The 15,824-nt window shown below is 64.9% G+C and carries 19 protein-coding genes; 8 read left to right on the top strand and 11 right to left on the bottom strand.

Going from position 1 to position 15,824, the window contains the following annotated elements; translation table 11 throughout:
- The first annotated feature begins 133 nt into the window (after positions 1-133).
- Together ACKOED_RS14875 and ACKOED_RS14870 are read left to right on the top strand one after the other, a co-directional pair.
- Positions 134-715 (top strand): cold-shock protein, encoded by a 582-nt coding sequence (locus ACKOED_RS14875; protein WP_408917401.1) that lies wholly within the window; start codon positions 134-136, stop codon positions 713-715.
- 14 nt (positions 716-729) lie between these two features.
- A complete protein-coding gene (locus ACKOED_RS14870) occupies positions 730-1,224 on the top strand; it encodes a DUF192 domain-containing protein (RefSeq protein ID WP_408917400.1) in 495 nt (164 codons plus the stop codon).
- Between the two features lie 115 nt (positions 1,225-1,339).
- Here ACKOED_RS14870 and rplS read toward each other — a convergent pair whose 3' ends face one another.
- From rplS to ffh, 5 genes are read right to left on the bottom strand one after another with little or no spacing between them, the layout of a single operon-like run.
- Entirely contained in the window at positions 1,340-1,744 is a 405-nt protein-coding gene (gene rplS / locus ACKOED_RS14865) for a 50S ribosomal protein L19 (protein ID WP_408917399.1), read from the bottom strand.
- Positions 1,745-1,796: 52 nt separating this feature from the next.
- Complete coding sequence (gene trmD, locus ACKOED_RS14860; protein WP_408917398.1) at positions 1,797-2,489, bottom strand: tRNA (guanosine(37)-N1)-methyltransferase TrmD; 693 nt, start codon at positions 2,487-2,489, stop codon at positions 1,797-1,799.
- Complete coding sequence (rimM, locus tag ACKOED_RS14855) at positions 2,486-3,004, bottom strand: ribosome maturation factor RimM (protein ID WP_408917397.1); 519 nt, start codon at positions 3,002-3,004, stop codon at positions 2,486-2,488. The genes trmD and rimM overlap by 4 nt, the downstream gene beginning before the upstream one ends.
- Positions 3,005-3,014: 10 nt before the next feature.
- On the bottom strand, positions 3,015-3,356 hold the full coding sequence (gene rpsP, locus ACKOED_RS14850; protein ID WP_408917396.1) for a 30S ribosomal protein S16: 342 nt from the start codon (positions 3,354-3,356) through the stop codon (positions 3,015-3,017).
- Between the two features lie 34 nt (positions 3,357-3,390).
- A complete protein-coding gene (gene ffh, locus ACKOED_RS14845) occupies positions 3,391-4,962 on the bottom strand; it encodes a signal recognition particle protein (protein WP_408917395.1) in 1,572 nt (523 codons plus the stop codon).
- 276 nt (positions 4,963-5,238) lie between these two features.
- Here ffh and ACKOED_RS14840 point away from each other — a divergent pair, with 276 nt between their 5' ends.
- Entirely contained in the window at positions 5,239-6,459 is a 1,221-nt protein-coding gene (locus ACKOED_RS14840) for an AAA family ATPase (RefSeq protein ID WP_408917394.1), read from the top strand.
- A 92-nt stretch (positions 6,460-6,551) separates the two neighbouring features.
- Here ACKOED_RS14840 and ACKOED_RS14835 read toward each other — a convergent pair whose 3' ends face one another.
- Positions 6,552-8,753 carry a molybdopterin cofactor-binding domain-containing protein gene (locus ACKOED_RS14835; RefSeq protein ID WP_408917393.1) on the bottom strand — a complete coding sequence of 734 codons (2,202 nt, stop codon included), beginning with the start codon at positions 8,751-8,753 and terminating at the stop codon, positions 6,552-6,554.
- 3 nt (positions 8,754-8,756) lie between these two features.
- Entirely contained in the window at positions 8,757-9,215 is a 459-nt protein-coding gene (locus ACKOED_RS14830) for a (2Fe-2S)-binding protein (protein WP_408917392.1), read from the bottom strand.
- Between the two features lie 168 nt (positions 9,216-9,383).
- Here ACKOED_RS14830 and dapF point away from each other — a divergent pair, with 168 nt between their 5' ends.
- Genes dapF through ACKOED_RS14810 form a run of 4 tightly spaced genes read left to right on the top strand, consistent with a single transcriptional unit; the run spans position 9,384 to position 13,044 of the window.
- Positions 9,384-10,241 (top strand): diaminopimelate epimerase, encoded by an 858-nt coding sequence (gene dapF / locus ACKOED_RS14825; protein ID WP_408917391.1) that lies wholly within the window; start codon positions 9,384-9,386, stop codon positions 10,239-10,241.
- A 3-nt stretch (positions 10,242-10,244) separates the two neighbouring features.
- Positions 10,245-11,492, top strand: coding sequence for a tRNA (N(6)-L-threonylcarbamoyladenosine(37)-C(2))-methylthiotransferase MtaB (gene mtaB / locus ACKOED_RS14820; RefSeq protein WP_408917390.1), 1,248 nt, complete (start codon positions 10,245-10,247; stop codon positions 11,490-11,492).
- Positions 11,489-12,469 (top strand): signal recognition particle-docking protein FtsY, encoded by a 981-nt coding sequence (gene ftsY / locus ACKOED_RS14815; protein ID WP_408917389.1) that lies wholly within the window; start codon positions 11,489-11,491, stop codon positions 12,467-12,469. Before mtaB ends, ftsY begins: the two co-directional genes overlap by 4 nt.
- A complete protein-coding gene (locus ACKOED_RS14810) occupies positions 12,466-13,044 on the top strand; it encodes a septation protein A (RefSeq protein ID WP_408917388.1) in 579 nt (192 codons plus the stop codon). Before ftsY ends, ACKOED_RS14810 begins: the two co-directional genes overlap by 4 nt.
- Positions 13,045-13,046: 2 nt before the next feature.
- On the opposite strand, the gene ACKOED_RS14805 is transcribed toward ACKOED_RS14810, so the two are convergent.
- Positions 13,047-13,586, bottom strand: coding sequence for an NUDIX domain-containing protein (locus tag ACKOED_RS14805; protein WP_408917387.1), 540 nt, complete (start codon positions 13,584-13,586; stop codon positions 13,047-13,049).
- A 241-nt stretch (positions 13,587-13,827) separates the two neighbouring features.
- Here ACKOED_RS14805 and ACKOED_RS14800 point away from each other — a divergent pair, with 241 nt between their 5' ends.
- Positions 13,828-14,328, top strand: a complete 501-nt coding sequence (locus ACKOED_RS14800) for a MarR family winged helix-turn-helix transcriptional regulator (RefSeq protein ID WP_408917386.1) — start codon at positions 13,828-13,830, stop codon at positions 14,326-14,328.
- A 14-nt stretch (positions 14,329-14,342) separates the two neighbouring features.
- Here ACKOED_RS14800 and ACKOED_RS14795 read toward each other — a convergent pair whose 3' ends face one another.
- The 3 genes from ACKOED_RS14795 to ACKOED_RS14785 are packed head-to-tail and all read right to left on the bottom strand — an operon-like array spanning position 14,343 to position 15,801.
- Positions 14,343-14,924: a DsbE family thiol:disulfide interchange protein gene (locus ACKOED_RS14795; protein WP_408917385.1), complete on the bottom strand. Its 582-nt coding sequence runs from the start codon at positions 14,922-14,924 to the stop codon at positions 14,343-14,345.
- Positions 14,921-15,079, bottom strand: coding sequence for a heme exporter protein CcmD (ccmD, locus tag ACKOED_RS14790; protein ID WP_408917383.1), 159 nt, complete (start codon positions 15,077-15,079; stop codon positions 14,921-14,923). Before ccmD ends, ACKOED_RS14795 begins: the two co-directional genes overlap by 4 nt.
- Positions 15,079-15,801, bottom strand: coding sequence for a heme ABC transporter permease (locus ACKOED_RS14785; protein WP_408917381.1), 723 nt, complete (start codon positions 15,799-15,801; stop codon positions 15,079-15,081). Before ACKOED_RS14785 ends, ccmD begins: the two co-directional genes overlap by 1 nt.
- Positions 15,802-15,824 lie beyond the last annotated feature (23 nt).

The following is a 15,824-nucleotide window of genomic DNA, read 5'->3' as shown; positions in this document are numbered from 1 at the left end:
CCACGGGCCGGAGAGGGTTTTCCACACGGCGGCACCACCATGCCCTGTACAAATGCGGCGGATTTGCGCAGAGTGCGGTCCGGTATGCGGCAGGCATGTTGGCGAAGCCATACCGGGGACAGAGTTGGGTGACATGGCGGTGAGCGGCGGGGTTAAGGGCGAAGCGGTTTCCTCACAGCAGGAAGTGCCCGAGAATAACATTCGCATTGTGCAGATCAGCGGTCTCGTGAAGTGGTTCGACGTTGGCCGCGGTTATGGCTTCATCATCCCCGACAATGGCATGCAGGATGTCCTCTTGCATCTGAGCTGTCTCAAGCGCGATGGTTTCGAAGCGCCGCTCGAAGGCACCCGCGTGGTGTGCGAGGCGGTGGCCCGCCAGAAGGGTTACCAGTGCCTGCGCGTGCTGGCCGTTGATACCTCGACGGCGATCAACCCGGTTGAGCGCCGGCCCCGCACACATACATCGGTCTCGCCATCAAGTGGATGGGTGCGCGCCAAGGTGAAATGGTTCAACCGGGCGCGCGGTTTCGGTTTTGCGTCGGAGGGCGATGGGGCGCCCGACATCTTCATCCACATGGAAACCTTGCGCCGCACGGCCATCGCCGATCTGCAGCCGGAAAGCTGGATCTATGTGCGCTTCGGCGATGGGCCCAAGGGCAAGATGGCGGCGGAAGTGCGCCTCTCCCTCGAAGGCGGCCCCGCCCACACCCAGTAGTGGCCAGTACCGCCATGCGGCTCTGGCGCGGCGCTGGCTGGACCAGCGGCATCCTTACTTTTTCGCTGATGCTGTTTCTGGCGCTTGTGCCGCCGCAGCCGGCAGTGGCCGATGCCGCTCTGTCCAAGATCGAACCAGTGACCATCGCCACCGAAGACGATGCCTGGATGTTCACCACGGAAATTGCCGATACCGAGGAGCTGCGCCAGCGTGGCCTCATGTTCCGCCAGCACCTGGCGGAGGACCGCGGCATGCTGTTTGATTTCGGCGAGCCGCGCCCTGTCGCCATGTGGATGAAGAACACGCTGATCCCGCTCGACATGCTGTTCATCCGCAAAGACGGCACCATCGCCTACATCGCCGAGAATACGACGCCGGGCTCGCTGGACGCGATCGGCGTCACCGAACCGGTTCTTGCGGTGCTGGAACTGGCGGGCGGCGTCACCCGCAAACATGGCATCAGGGCAGGCGATACGGTCTATCACCGGCTGTTTAACAACGCCCGGTAGGCACACCGCTTGCAATCCACTTTCGCCTTCACTCCCGGGCTGCGGCCGGGAAGCAAACGCCAAAAAACAAAGGACCGGGAAACCCGGTCCTCCGCCTGATCGATAAGTCCGAGACTTATTCGGCCGCCGGTTCGGCGGCCGCCGCCGGGGCGAGCCCCATGGCCTTCTGCTTCTCGGCGATGCGCGCCGACTTGCCGGTGCGGCCGCGCAGATAATAGAGCTTGGCGCGGCGCACCTTGCCGCGGCGCACCACCTTGATCGAGTCGATCATCGGCGAATAGACCGGGAACACGCGCTCCACGCCTTCGCCATAGGAAATCTTGCGCACCGTGAAGTTCTCATTGAGACCGCCGCCGGCGCGGGCGATGCACACGCCTTCATAGGCCTGCACGCGCGAACGGTCACCTTCCTTGACCTTCACATTGACGATCACGGTGTCGCCGGGGCCGAATTCCGGCACGGCGCGCTGGGCGGCCACAACTGCGGCCTGCTCTTTTTCGAGCTGAGCGATAATATCCATCACATCTCTTCCTTACAGGGATGCGGGGCTATACCCCCAACCCAAGCCAAAATCAAATCTTTCCCGCCTTCAAGGCTTGCCACAGGTCCGGCCGCCGCGCCGCGGTCAGTTCTTCTCGCCGCTCACGCTTCCAGCGGGCGATGGCCTGATGGTCACCTGAGAGAAGAATACGAGGAATATCAATGCCGTCCCAGCTATTCGGCTTGGTGTACTGCGGGTGTTCCAGAAGCCCGTCCTCGAAGCTTTCTTCGGCGCCCGAGGCTTCCTTCCCCATGACGCCGGGCAGCAGCCGCACCACCGCATCGAGCAGCACCATGGCCGCCGGCTCGCCGCCCGAGAGCACATAGTCGCCCACTGACACTTCGCGGAGGCCGCGCGCCCCGATCACCCGTTCGTCCACCCCCTCAAAACGTCCGCACACGATGAGGCAACCGGGGCCCGCCGCCAGTTCCCGCACCAGCCGCTGGGTCAGCGGCGCGCCACGCGGGCTCATGAGCAGCCGCGGCCCCACCGGCGGCATGGCGTCGATGGCGGCAGCCAGCACGTCGGGCTTCAGCACCATGCCGGCGCCGCCGCCCGCCGGATGGTCATCGACCGTGCGGTGGCGGTCGGTGGCCCAGTCGCGGATGTTGCGCGCCGCGAGCGACCAGATGCCCTGCTCCAGCGCCCGGCCGGCAAGCGAGAAGCCCAGCGGGCCCGGAAACATCTCCGGAAACAGGGTGAGAACGCTGGCCCGGAAGCTCATGTCTTCTCCGTCTCGTCGAGATAGCCCGCTGGCAGGTCCACCACCACGCCTTGCGCATCCGCCGCCAGCACATAGTGTGCTGCGAACGGGATCAGCACCGTATCGGCGCGGCCTTCGACCTTGACGTCGATGAGGTCGCCAGCGCCGTAATTGGCGACGGCGGCGATCTCGCCCAGCAGGCTGCCATCGGCAAGCCGCACCGTCAGTCCGATGAGGTCATGCACATACATGTCGCTGCCGGTGGGTTCTGGCAGCTTATCGCGCGGCACGAACAGTTCAGCGCCCTTCAGCGCCTCGGCGGCGTTGCGGCTGGTGATGCCCTTCAGGCTGGCGATGAAACCGTCCTTCTGGGCCCGCATGCGGAGAATTTCGAGCTTCGCGCCCGCCGTGGTTTCGAGCGGCGCATAGCTTGCGATGGCATTCGGGTCGGCGGTGAAGCTTCTGAGCTTCACCTCGCCCCTAATGCCGTGCGCGGCCGTGATGACGCCCACGAGAACCATGTCGCGTGGCGCCATGTCTCAGGCCTTAGCCGTTGGCGGCGGCCGCGGCGGCCTTCTCGCGCTCCTGGCGCTTCTTGCCGGGCTTGGCCTTCTCCGGGTTGTTGCGCGCATCGCGCTTGGCGAGGCCCGCCTTGTCAAGGAAGCGCAGCACGCGGTCGGTGGCCTGGGCGCCCTTCTTCAGCCACTGGGCGGCCTTGTCCGCGTCGATCTTCACGCGGTTGGCGTCGTCCTTCTTGAGCATCGGGTTGTAGGACCCCACCACCTCGATGAACTTGCCGTCACGCGGGGCGGCCGCATCGGCGATCACGATATGGTAATAAGGGCGCTTCTTGGTGCCGGCGCGCGCCAGCCTCATCTTCACGGCCATGGTCTGTCTCCTTTGTATCCGTGTGTTGTGAACTTCACTTCTTCTTGCCCGGAAAGCCGGGCAATCCCTTGAAGGGCGAGCCGCCCAGCCCCGGCAAACCGCCAAGTCCGGGCAGCTTGCCGCCGCCGAGGCCCGGGAGGCCCGGCAGCCTGGGGCTCTGCGGCACAGCGCCGCCCGCGATCATGTCTTTCAGTTCCTCCGGCAAGGCATTGGGGTCGAGGCCCGCAAGCTCCGCCTGCATCTTTTCGAGCTCCGCCGGATCGGGCGCGCCCTTGCCGCCGAACATCTTGCCGAACATGCCCTTGCCCTGGCCCATCTGCTTCATCATGCCGGCCATCTGCAGATACATCTTGAGCAGGCGGTTGATCTCCTCCACCCTGGTGCCGGAGCCCGCCGCCACGCGCCGCTTGCGCTTGGCGTCCATCACCTTGGGGTTGCGCCGCTCATAGGGCGTCATCGAGCCGATGATCGCCAGCTGGCGCTTCAGCACCTTGTTGTCGAGGTCGAGGCCTTCCATCTGCTTCTTGATCTTGCCCATGCCGGGCAGCATGTTCATCACCCCGCCCATGCCACCGAGCTTCTGCAACTGCCTGAGCTGATCGGCGAGGTCATCGAGATCGAAGGCGCCCTTCTTCATGCGCTCGGCGATCTTGCGGGCCTTGTCCTGGTCGATGTTGAGCGCCGCCTTCTCGACCAGAGAGACGACGTCGCCCATGCCGAGGATACGGCCGGCGATGCGCTCCGGGTGGAAGTCCTCGAGGCCATCGAGCTTTTCGCCGGTGCCCATCAGCTTGATCGGCTTGCCGGTCACGGCGCGCATGGAGAGCGCGGCGCCGCCACGGCCATCGCCGTCGATGCGGGTGAGCACGATGCCGGTGACGCCGATCTTCTCGTCGAAGGCGCGTGCGAGGTTCACCGCGTCCTGGCCGGTCAGCGCATCGGCCACCAGCAGGGTTTCGTTGGGTTTGACGATGTCGCGCACCGCGGCGGCTTCGGCGAGCAGTTCCTCGTCGATCGCCAGCCGGCCCGCCGTGTCGAGCATGACGACGTCATAGCCGCCCTTGCGCGCTTCCGACATGGCGCGGCGGGCAATGTCGGTGGGCTGCTGGCCGGCAATGATCGGCAGCGTATCGACTTTCACCTGCTTGCCGAGAATGGCGAGCTGCTCCTGCGCGGCGGGGCGGCGCGTGTCGAGCGAGGCCATCAGCACGCTGCGCTTCTCGCGCTCGGTGAGGCGCCTGGCGATCTTGGCGGTGGTGGTTGTCTTGCCGGAGCCCTGGAGGCCGACCATCAGGATGGCGAGCGGCGGCGAGGCGCGGAGGTTGAGGGAGGCGCCTTCGGCGCCGCCCAGCGTCTCGACCAGCGCGTCATGCACGATCTTGACCACCATCTGGCCAGGCTTCACCGACTTGACGATCTCGGCGCCCACCGCCCTGGCGCGCACCTTCTCCGTGAAGCCGCGCACCACCTCGAGCGCCACGTCGGCCTCGAGCAGCGCCCGGCGCACTTCGCGCAGCGCCTCGTCGACATCGGCCTCCGAGAGCGCGCCCCGGCCGGTGATCTTGTCGAGAATGCCGGACAGCCGCTCGCTTAAGGTGTCAAACATGGTTCCTGTTCCCGCCGCCCAAATGCCTATTGCACCCGGGGGCGAAACTCGCTGCCGGATGTTGGCCGCCTCACCTCCCGGGAATGTCAGAACCCCATGTGTGAGACCGCCTGAAGACGTTCAAGCCGTCATGTGATGGCGGTGGCATAGGAGAAAGCGGCGGGGAAGTCAAACCGGGCCTCCGGGAGAAAGCAATCAGGGCAGGTGAGAATAGCAGAATTTTCAAGGTTTAATGCAATGATTGTTAAAGTGACTAAACTTTGCTAGACATCAGCCATGGATCGCCGGAAAAATCCCTACGCGCCGGGTGCGGGAATTCAGCCGCCCGCGCTTGCCGGTCGGGACCAGCTCCTGGCCGACGCCCAGATTGACATGGAGCGCGTCCTCGCACGGCGGCCAGTGAAAAGTCTCATGCTGCTGGGACTGCGCGGGGTTGGCAAGACCGTCCTTCTCAACCGCATGAAAGCCGACGCGGATAATCTGGACTTTCAGACCGCCAAGATCGAAGCGCCGGAAGAGGGCACGCTTCCGCAGTTGCTGATCCCGGAACTGCGGCGCATTCTTTTCAGTCTCGACCTCATCGCGCGGGCCGGGAAGAAACTGCGGCAGGCGATGGGGGCCTTGAGGAATTTTGGAAGCGCTTTCAGAGTGTCGGTCGGGGAAATCGAGATCGGCATGACGCCCACGCCAGGCGTGGCTGACACTGGCAACATCGAGCAAGACATGCCGCAGCTTATCATCGCCTTATGTGAGGCAGCTGCGGAACGGAACACGGCGATCGGACTGTTCGTTGATGAAGTGCAGTATCTCTCGCCGCGGGAACTCGCTGCCCTTGTCCTCGCCTGCCATGAGACGGCGCAACGCAACCTTCCGCTGTTCTTCGTCGGGGCGGGCCTTCCGCAGATCGCCGCCTTGGCGGGAAACGCCAAATCATATGCCGAGCGCCTGTTCAACTACCCCGGGATCGACAAGTTACCACCTGAGGCAGCACGAGAGGCGCTCACCGCGCCCGCCAGGAAGGAAGGGGCCGCATTCGAGAGCGATGCGGTTGAGGAAATCCTGAGGGTCACCGAGCGTTATCCCTATTTCATCCAGGAATGGGGCTATCACGTCTGGAATTCCGCACCGAAAAGCCCGGTCACCAAGCACGATGTCGAAAGCGCCTATCCGGCGATCATTAGCCACCTCGATGCCAACTTCTTCCGGGTCCGCTTTGACCGGCTGACGGTGCTGCAACAGAAATATCTACGAGCCATGGCCGAACTCGGACCCGGCCCCCACAAGACCGGCGACATCGCAGCCACGCTTGGAGTCGATGCAACGTCCGTCGCGACGGTGCGCCAGCAGTTGATCGACAAAGGCATGATCTGGAGTCAGCGTCATGGCGAAACAGCTTTCACCGTGCCGATGTTCGACAGGTTCATGAAACGCCAGATCAAGGTGCTTGAAAAACACGTTCCGCGGCGCCGGAAGCCAGCGTTACCTCGCCCGCTGTAGCTGTCTCCCACCGAAACGGTTTCGGTCTTTTCATGTTTCGGGCCGCCCCATTGAGGCGGCCCGTATTGGTTGGCGGAAACCTGTTTGTCCGGTTATGCGGTGAAGCCCTTCGAGAACGGCAATGTCCGGATGCGCTTTTTGGTGGCCTGATAGACCGCATTGGCCAGCGCCGGCCCGGCCGGCGGCACGCCGGGCTCGCCGACGCCGCTGGGGGCTGCTTCCGAGGGAACGATATGCACCTCGACCTTGGGCATCTGTGCGATGCGCAGCGGCGTGTAGCTGTCATAGTTGCCCTGATCGACGGCGCCGGCGGTCAAGGTGATCTCCTCGCCGAGGATCGAACTCAAGCCAAAGCCGATGCCGCCTTCCATTTGCGCCACCACCTGGTCCGGGTTGATGGCCGTGCCGCAGTCGACGGCGCAGACCACGCGTTCAACCTTGATCTCGCCCGGGCTGGGAATGCTGATCTCGGCGATCTGCGCCACGACCGAGCCGAATGACTCGGCGACCGCGACGCCGCGGAACCGTCCCTCCGGCGCGGGCTTGTCCCACCCGGCCTTTTCCGCCACGAGCTTCAGCGCCGCCGTATGGCGCGGATGCTTTTGAAGCAGCTCGAGCCGCAGGGCGACCGGGTCCTTGCCTGCCGCCTCGGCCACTTCATCGAGGAAGGTCTCGACCGCGTAGGCGGTGTGGGTCGAGCCGACCGCCCGCCACCAGAGGACGGGAACCCCCGCCTGCATGGTCGAAAGCCCGACCGCCAAAGCCGGAATGTCATAGGGAAGATTCGCGGCGCCCTCGACCGAGGTGAAGTCGACGCCATTCTTGACCGCCATGCCTTCGAACAGCGTGCCCGACATGATCGACTGGCCCACAATGTGGTTTGACCAGGCGACGATTTTGCCGTTCTTGTCGAGGCCGGCCTTCATGGCATGGACATAGGCGGGGCGGTAACGTCCGCCGCGCATGTCGTTTTCGCGCGTCCACTGCACCTTCACCGGGCGTGACCAGCCCAGCGCCTTGGCAACTTCAACGGCTTCCGCCACCACATCGGCGTCGAACACCGCCCGGCGTCCAAAGCCGCCGCCCGTCGGCATGACATGGAGCTTGACCTTGTCTGGCGTCGTGCCGGCGATCTGGGACGCAATGTACTGGTACAGGTCCGGCATCTGATGCCCGGCCCAGATCTCGAGCTTGCCATCGGTCATGCTGGCCACGGCGTTCAGCGGCTCGAGCGCCGCATGCGCCAGATAGGGGAACGAGAAGCTGGCCTCCAGCACCTTGTCCGCCGCCGCGAGGGCCGGCGCCGCATCGCCGTCATTGCGGGCCACCGCCAGCGGCGCCGCCCTGGACTGGGCTTCATAGGCTGCGAGAATGTCGGCGGAGCTCCGCTGCTCGGCTTTTTCTTCATTCCAGGTCACGGTGACCAGGTCGCGGGCCTTGAGCGCCGCCCACATGTTTTCGGCGACGACCGCCACCCCGCGCGAGATCTGAACGGCCTGCACGAAGCCCTTCACGTCCTTCGCCTTCGACGCGTCGAAGGACGCGACGGTGGCGCCGAACTTCGGCGGATGGATGATGACCGCCGTTGCCATGTCCGGCAGCTTCACGTCGATGGTGAACGGGGCGGAGCCATCGGTCTTCATGCGCGAGTCGAAGCGCTTCAGCTTGGCGTTGCCGATCTGCGTCCAGGCGCTGCGCGGCTTGAGTGGAACCGTTGCGGGCACCGGCAGCGCCGAGGCGGCGGCCACCAACGCGGCATAGGCCGCGGTCTTGCCCGATGGATGGGAGATGACGCCCGCTTTGGTGGCGATCTCGGAGACCGGAACGCCCCAGGCTTTGGCCGCGGCCTCGGCCAGCATCATGCGAAGTGCTGCACCCGCCGTGCGGTAGCGCTCCCAGGATGAAGCCATCGAGGTCGAGCCGCCGGTGCCCTGGGCGGCGCCGCCCCAGGCCAGGTTGCCGAAGGCCGCCACATCGCCGGAGCCGCCGACCACGCTGATCTGCGCCCAGTCGGCGTCGAGTTCCTCGTTCACCAGCGTTGCAATGCCGAAATAGGCGCCCTGGCCCATTTCGAACTGCGAGGAATAGATGGTCACCTTGCTGTCAGCGGCGATCGAGATATAGGGATTGAAGGGATGCGGCTCGGCGGCGTCCTGCGCCTGCGCGGGCGATTGCCAGCGGAAGCCGACCGACAGGACAAGGCCCGAGGCCATTGCGCCGAGTACGAAACCACGGCGGCTGGGCTTCACGGAAGCCAGTGGTGCGGAGAGAGTTTCAAAAAGCTTGGGGTGCATGGCTCAGGCCTCCAGACGGCGGGCTGCTTCGTGGACGGCGGACCGGATGCGGGCGTAGGTCGCGCAGCGGCACAGATTGCCCGACATGGCCTCATCGATGTCGGCGTCCCGGGGCTTCCGGTTCTGCTCGAGAAGCGCCACGGCCGACATGATCTGGCCGGACTGGCAGTAGCCGCACTGCGGCACGTCGAGTTCCGTCCACACCGCCTGAACGGTCTCCGCCACCTTTCCGGCGACGCCTTCGATGGTGGTGATCTTGCCGGCGCCGACATCGCCGATCGCCGTCTGACATGACCTGACGGGCTGGCCGTCAAGGTGAACCGTGCAGGCGCCGCACTGGGCCAGGCCGCAACCAAACTTGGTTCCTGTCAGGTTGAGAACATCCCGGATTGCCCAAAGAAGCGGCATATCGGGTTCGGCATCGACCTCCCGGTCCTGGCCATTGATATTCACGGTGATCATGTGAAACAGCCTCCCTTTTCGACGTCGAATGACAAGAGATAGTGGCGCAAGTCAGGCCCTGCAAGGCAATCACCAAATCGTGAGGATTAGCCCCGATCATGCCGGACGGGTTGGCCTGGTTGTGACAAGCCTAGCATTTACCTGGTCTTTTCCCATATAAGGCGCTCCATGGAGCAGGCCTCACCTCTTCCCTTCCGCAAGATGAACGGGCTCGGAAACGATTTCGTCGTTTTCGACGCGCGGCGGCGGCCGGTTGCCATGGGCGAGGCCCGGGCCCGCGCCATCGCCGACCGCCGCACGGGCATCGGCTGCGACCAGGTGATCGTGCTGGAGCCCTCGGCCCGGGCTGATGTCGCCATGCGGATCTGGAACAACGAGGGCTTCGAGGTCGAAAGCTGCGGCAACGCCACCCGCTGCATCGCCGACATGCTGTTCGACGAGAAGCATGCGACCACCGCCACCATCGACACCAAGGGCGGCTTCCTGGTGGCGGAAAAGGGCGGCGAGCGCCTGGTCACCGTCGACATGGGGGCGCCGCGCTTCGGCTGGCAGGATATTCCGCTCTCCGAGAAGTTCCAGGACACCCGCTACATCGAACTCGCGGTGGGCCCCATCGGCGCACCGCTCATCCATTCGCCCTCGGTTGTGAATGTGGGAAATCCGCATTGCATCTTCTGGGTGGCGGACCTTGATATCGTCGACCTCGCCAAGGTCGGCCCGATGCTGGAGCATCACCCGCTGTTTCCGCAGCGCGCCAACATCACGCTGGCCCGCGTCGACGCCCGGGATCATGCGACGATCAGGGTGTGGGAGCGTGGCGCCGGCCTCACCAAGGCCTGCGGCACGGCGGCCTGCGCGGTGATGGCGGCGGGCTTCCGCCTCAGGCGGCTGGACCCCAAGGCCACCATCACGCTTCCCGGCGGCGATCTTCATCTGGCGATCAGGGAAACTGACGGCCACATCATCATGACCGGGCCGGTCGCCTATGAATTTGACGGGGTGCTTCCCGCCCATCTCGCGGTGTGAGCCATGACGGAGGCGCGCTTCGTCACCTTCGGCTGCCGTCTCAACACCTATGAGACCGAGGTCATGCGCCGGCATGCCGAGGCGGCGGGAAAATCAAACGCCATCGTGTTCAACACCTGCGCGGTGACCGCCGAGGCCACCCGCCAGGCCCGCCAGGCGATCCGCCGGGCCAGGGCCGAGAACCCGGAGGCCGAGATCGTGGTCACCGGCTGCGCCGCGCAGACCGACCCCGGCATGTTCGCGGGAATGCCGGAAGTCACCCGGGTGATGGGCAATGAAGAAAAGCTGAAGCCTGAAAGCTGGCAGGCGGGCGATGCCCCGCGCGTCGCGGTCGCCGACATCATGACGGTGAGAGAGGCGAGGCCGCAGCTGATCGATGGTCTCACCGAGCGCACCCGCGCCTTCGTCCAGGTGCAGACCGGCTGCGACCACCGCTGTACCTTCTGCATTATTCCCTTCGGACGCGGCAATTCACGTTCGCTCGCTCCTGAGAACGTGGTCGAACAGGTCCGCCGCCTGGTGGCGTCTGGCTATTCCGAGGTGGTGCTCACGGGCGTCGACCTCACCTCCTGGGGTGCTGATCTCGACGGCCGCCCGCGGCTGGGGAGTCTCGTGGCGCGAATTCTGCGCGTCGTGCCGGATCTCAAGCGCCTGCGGATCTCGTCGATCGATTCGATCGAGGCGGACCCCGAACTGATCGACGTGATCACCGGCGAAGAGCGCGTGATGCCGCATATCCACCTCTCGCTGCAGTCGGGGGACAATATGATCCTCAAGCGCATGAAGCGCCGCCATATGCGCGAGGATTCCGTTGCCTTCTGCGCCGAACTCCGGGCCCGCCGTCCCGGCATTGTTTTCGGCGCCGACATCATCGCCGGTTTTCCCACCGAGACCGATGCCATGTTCGAAAACTCGCTGAGTATCGCTGATGACTGCGGGCTCACCTTCCTGCATGTGTTTCCGTTCTCGGCCCGCCCGGGCACGCCCGCCGCGCGCATGCCGCAGCTCGGCAAACCCATCGTCAAGGAACGCGCCGCCCGGCTTCGCGAAAAGGGCGAGCAGCGGCTCAAGGCGTTCCTCGCCGCCGAGATCGGCGCCACCCGCCAGGTGCTGATCGAGACTGAGAACATGGGCCGTAGCGAGCATTTCGCGCAGGTGCGCTTCATGAGCCGCATGGCGCCCGGCGCCATCGTCACCGCGCAGGTGACGGGCCATGGCCCGGCGCATCTCGAGGCCAGGCTGGCGGCATGAGCTTCTTCCGCAAGCTGTTCGGCCGCGGCGGCGATGCTCCGAAGGAAGAGGCGCCGGCGCCTGGGCTGCTCGCGAAACTCGGCGAGGGCCTGTCCAAGTCCTCGCGCGCCATCGGCGGGTCCATCGCGTCGATCTTCACCAAGCGCAAGCTCGACAAGGCGACGCTCGAGGACCTCGAGGATGTGCTGTTGCAGGCTGACCTTGGCCTGCCCATGGCCGAGCGCATCATCAAGGCGGTGTCGGCCGGCCGCTATGACCGCGAGATCGACCCCGAGGAGGTCAAGCGCATCCTGGCCGCCGAGATCGCCGCGGTGCTGAAGCCGGTGGCCGTGCCGCTTGCCTTCGGGCCGCAGAAACCCTTCGTGGTGCTGGTGGTGGGCGTCAATGGGGCGGGCAAGACGACGACCATCGGCAAACTCGGCGCGATTGCCAGGTCGGAAGGCTACAAGGTGATGTTCGCGGCCTGCGATACGTTCCGCGCCGCGGCGATCGAGCAGCTCACCGTCTGGGGCGCGCGCACCGGTGCGCGGGTGATGACCAGGCCCACCGGTGCCGATGCCGCGGGACTTGCCTTCGACGCCATCGAGGAGGCCAGGGCGGATGGCGCTGATATCCTGTTCATCGACACCGCCGGCCGGCTCCAGAACAAGCAATATCTGATGGACGAGCTGGACAAGATCGTGCGCGTCATCAAAAAGCAGGACGAGACCGCGCCGCACGCCGTGCTGCTGGTGCTGGACGCCACGACGGGCCAGAACGCCATCGCCCAGGCGGAGATCTTCACCAAGGTGGCGGGCGTCACCGGCCTGATCATGACCAAGCTCGACGGCACGGCGCGGGGCGGCATCCTGGTGGCCATCGCGGAGCGCTTCAAGATTCCGGTGCATGCGATCGGCGTGGGCGAGGCGGTGGAGGACCTGCAGCCTTTCAACGCCGAAAGCTTCGCCAGCGCCATCGCGGGGCTGGAACGGCCATGAGCTTCACCGCGAGCCCGAAGCTGGGCCAGGGCGCCAAGCTGCTGATCGAGCTGGGGCCGCTCGTCGCCTTCTTTGCCGCCAATTGGCTTGGCGGCATCTTCTGGGGAACCGGCGTGTTCATGGCGGCCACCGCGGCGGCGCTTGCCGCCTCCTGGGCGCTCACCCGCAAGCTTGCCATGGTGCCGCTCGTCTCCGCGGTGTTCGTCGCGGTGTTCGGGGCGCTTACGCTGTGGCTGCACAGCGACCTGTTCATCAAGGTCAAGGTGACGCTCGTCAATGTACTGTTCGGCGCGGTGCTGCTGGGCGGCGCCGCGATGGGGCGCAGCTATCTCAAGCTCATCATGGGCGAGGCCGTGAAGCTGGAGGAAAGGGCGTGGCACACGCTATCGGTGCGCTGGGGCGTGTTCTTTCTGGTGCTGGCGGCGCTCAATGAAATCGTCTGGCGCAATTTCCCCACCGATCAATGGGTGAACTTCAAGGTTTTTGGCCTGTTGCCGATCACGCTGGTCTTCGCGCTCGCCAACGCCCCTTATATGGCGAAACACACGATCGAGGACGAAAGCCCTCCCCCGTAGCCTCACATGCCGCCGAATTCGCCGGGCGGATTCGAGAATGGCGCAAAATCGGTTACCCCTTCCACGCCGCGATATTGCTCCAGCGCCCAGCGGACCGAGGGAAAGGCAAGCTCGCCCCATGGGATCTCGTCCCACGAGGCGAGCATCACGTCGAGGCTCTCCGGGCCCGGCGAGAAGGCATCGCCATCGAGATGAGCGAGATACATGATCTGCACCTGGGCGATGCGCGGAATGGTGTAGACGGCGAGCAGCCGGTCGATGACGATTTCCGCATTGGCTTCCTCGCGCGCTTCGCGCATCGCCGCCTGTTCGGCAGTTTCGCCAAGCTCCATGAAACCGGCAGGCAAGGTCCAGAAACCGGTGCGCGGTTCGATGGCGCGGCGGCACAGGAGCAGCTTGCCGTTGTGGCGCACGATCGAACCCGTGACGATCTTCGGGTTGACGTAGTTGATGAAGCCGCAGGTGGTGCAGACATCGCGCTCATGCGTGTCGCCGGCGGGTACCTGGCGCTGAAACGACGTGTTCTGAGTCTTACTGTTCATCGCTTGTCAAGTGTTGAATTCTGTATGCGGATGATCTTAACTCGAATTGCTCTAAAGAGCAGCAAGGGTTTTTTTCTGCTGTTTTTCACTTGCAGAGCAATAGCGAGGGCGCTACTTGTTCGCGGCTTCGACGGGGTGACAAGCCTCATGCTGCAAGGCGAAAGACTGGCCCAAGCGTTCGGGAGCATTCGCAGGAAACCGGTGCCATCAGAAGCCGGGATGCGGACAGGAGAAGGGGCGTATGACGACGACGAAGGATGTGAAGCAGTTTTCGCGTTCTCCATCCCACCTGTTGAAGCGGGCGGCGCAGTATTCGAATCTCATCTATATGGGCGAGGTCGGCAAGTCCGGGCTCACCCACCGCCAGTTCACCGTGCTGCTCGCGGTTGACGCCAATGACGGCAAGAGCCAGACCGACCTTGTGAAGCTCACCGGCATCGACCGTTCGACGCTCGCCGATCTCGTGGCCCGCCTTCTGGCCCAGGGCTATCTCCAGCGAAAACGCACGCGCGACGATGGCCGCACCAATTCGATCCGCATCACCACGGTGGGCAAGAAGATGCTGAAAATGGCGCAGCCGGGCGCCGAGGAAGTCGACAAGCAGCTCATGTCCCTCATTCCGTTTCCTGACCGGAAGCCCTTCATCGACAATCTCGCGGTGCTGGCCGCCGAGATGGACCGTCTCGAGGAGAAGGAACCCGCGAAGCCCGTTCGCAAGATCAAGTCCCGCAAGCGCGCCTGAACCGGCGCGCAGGATTACGGGCCGGGAAGCGGGGTCTTCGCCTTTTCGATTTCCCCCGCCAGCGTTCCCAGCACGGCCTCCGGCGTCAGAGGACCGATGTGCTTGTAGCGGATGACGCCCTGGCCATCGACCACGAAGGTTTCCGGAACGCCATAGACCCCCCAGTCGACCGCCGCGCGGCCGCTTCGGTCCATGCCGACGGCGGCGAAAGGCTGGCCGAGGGTTCCGAGAAAGCGCACGGCATTCTCGGGCTCGTCCTTGTAGTTGATGCCGATAAGCGTGATGTCCGGCCGCTTGGCCAGTTCGACAAGCAGCGGATGCTCGATGCGGCAGGGCGCGCACCACGAGGCCCAGACATTCACCACTGACACCTTGCCATTCTTGAGGTCGGCCGTTCCAAAGCCCGGGACATTGAGGCCCGGCACCGCCGCGAGCGCGAAGGCGGGCACCGGCTTGCCGATAAGCGCGGAAGGAATTTCCGATGGCTTGCCGGAAAGGCCGCGCCAGAACAGCGCCGCCAGCCCCACGAACACCACGGCCGGGATCAGCACCAGCCACAGCCGGGCGCGGCTGGGTTGCGGGCTGGCGGTTGTCATTGGCGCGGGCTCCCGCGCCGGGTGTCGAGACGCGCGGCTTCGGCGCGCAACCGCCGGTCCCTCAGCAGCGTGGTGACGATCAGCCAGCCCAGCACCGCGAAGCTCAAGCCATAGGACGCGACCACGAAAGCGATATGTTTGGCGGAGAAATCCATCAGCGTTCTCCGATCTCGGCGATCTGCACCTGGCGGATCTTGCGCGCCGCGATCTCGGCGCGCATCGCCACCAGGTTGAGGGCCAGGAACAGGAATGTGTAGGCCAGCCCCATCACAAGCAGCGGCCACAGCATGGAAGGCGCGATGGTCGGGCCATCCATGCGGAACACGCTGGCTGGCTGGTGCAGCGAGTTCCACCAGTCGACGGAGAATTTCACGATCGGCACGTTGACGACGCCGACCAGTGCCACGATGCGCGCCACCATGGCGGCGCGGTGCGGGTCGTCGATCGCCGCCCAGATCGCCATGTAGCCGACATAAAGCAGCATCAGCACGAACATCGAGGTCAGCCGGGCGTCCCAAACCCACCACGCGCCCCACATCGGCTTGCCCCAGAGGGAGCCAGTGGCCAGCGCCAGGAAGCAGAAGGCAGCGCCGATGGGCGCCGCCGTCTTGGCCGCGACATCGGCCAGCGGATGGCGGAAGATCAGCGCCACGGCGCTGGCCAGCGCCATCGCCGCGTAGACGAACAGCGCCATCCAGGCGGCCGGCACATGCACATACATGATGCGCGACGTTTCACCCTGCTGGTAGTCGGCCGGCGCCGTCACCAGCGCGCCATAAAGCCCAATTGCGAACAGCGCGATGGTGATCGCCCACAGCGCGGGCAGAAGCGCATTGGCGAGCTTGAGGAACCGGGTAGGATTGGCAAGATACTGCATGAGCGGAACTGTCTACCGAAACG

The sequence above is a fragment of the Aestuariivirga sp. genome, from assembly GCF_046093005.1.
GTDB lineage: Bacteria > Pseudomonadota > Alphaproteobacteria > Rhizobiales > Aestuariivirgaceae > Aestuariivirga.
This window is presented reverse-complemented; position numbering and strand designations above follow the sequence as displayed.

Bases quoted from the DNA above. Each gene is read 5' to 3' on its own strand.
- ACKOED_RS14875 (WP_408917401.1), top strand. From the start codon at position 134: ATGGCGGTGAGCGGCGGGGTTAAGGGCGAAGCGGTTTCCTCACAGCAG.
- ACKOED_RS14870 (WP_408917400.1), top strand. From the start codon at position 730: ATGCGGCTCTGGCGCGGCGCTGGCTGGACCAGCGGCATCCTTACTTTT.
- rplS (WP_408917399.1), bottom strand. From the start codon at position 1,744: ATGGATATTATCGCTCAGCTCGAAAAAGAGCAGGCCGCAGTTGTGGCC.
- trmD (WP_408917398.1), bottom strand. From the start codon at position 2,489: ATGAGCTTCCGGGCCAGCGTTCTCACCCTGTTTCCGGAGATGTTTCCG.
- rimM (WP_408917397.1), bottom strand. From the start codon at position 3,004: ATGGCGCCACGCGACATGGTTCTCGTGGGCGTCATCACGGCCGCGCAC.
- rpsP (WP_408917396.1), bottom strand. From the start codon at position 3,356: ATGGCCGTGAAGATGAGGCTGGCGCGCGCCGGCACCAAGAAGCGCCCT.
- ffh (WP_408917395.1), bottom strand. From the start codon at position 4,962: ATGTTTGACACCTTAAGCGAGCGGCTGTCCGGCATTCTCGACAAGATC.
- ACKOED_RS14840 (WP_408917394.1), top strand. From the start codon at position 5,239: ATGGATCGCCGGAAAAATCCCTACGCGCCGGGTGCGGGAATTCAGCCG.
- ACKOED_RS14835 (WP_408917393.1), bottom strand. From the start codon at position 8,753: ATGCACCCCAAGCTTTTTGAAACTCTCTCCGCACCACTGGCTTCCGTG.
- ACKOED_RS14830 (WP_408917392.1), bottom strand. From the start codon at position 9,215: ATGATCACCGTGAATATCAATGGCCAGGACCGGGAGGTCGATGCCGAA.
- dapF (WP_408917391.1), top strand. From the start codon at position 9,384: ATGGAGCAGGCCTCACCTCTTCCCTTCCGCAAGATGAACGGGCTCGGA.
- mtaB (WP_408917390.1), top strand. From the start codon at position 10,245: ATGACGGAGGCGCGCTTCGTCACCTTCGGCTGCCGTCTCAACACCTAT.
- ftsY (WP_408917389.1), top strand. From the start codon at position 11,489: ATGAGCTTCTTCCGCAAGCTGTTCGGCCGCGGCGGCGATGCTCCGAAG.
- ACKOED_RS14810 (WP_408917388.1), top strand. From the start codon at position 12,466: ATGAGCTTCACCGCGAGCCCGAAGCTGGGCCAGGGCGCCAAGCTGCTG.
- ACKOED_RS14805 (WP_408917387.1), bottom strand. From the start codon at position 13,586: ATGAACAGTAAGACTCAGAACACGTCGTTTCAGCGCCAGGTACCCGCC.
- ACKOED_RS14800 (WP_408917386.1), top strand. From the start codon at position 13,828: ATGACGACGACGAAGGATGTGAAGCAGTTTTCGCGTTCTCCATCCCAC.
- ACKOED_RS14795 (WP_408917385.1), bottom strand. From the start codon at position 14,924: ATGACAACCGCCAGCCCGCAACCCAGCCGCGCCCGGCTGTGGCTGGTG.
- ccmD (WP_408917383.1), bottom strand. From the start codon at position 15,079: ATGGATTTCTCCGCCAAACATATCGCTTTCGTGGTCGCGTCCTATGGC.
- ACKOED_RS14785 (WP_408917381.1), bottom strand. From the start codon at position 15,801: ATGCAGTATCTTGCCAATCCTACCCGGTTCCTCAAGCTCGCCAATGCG.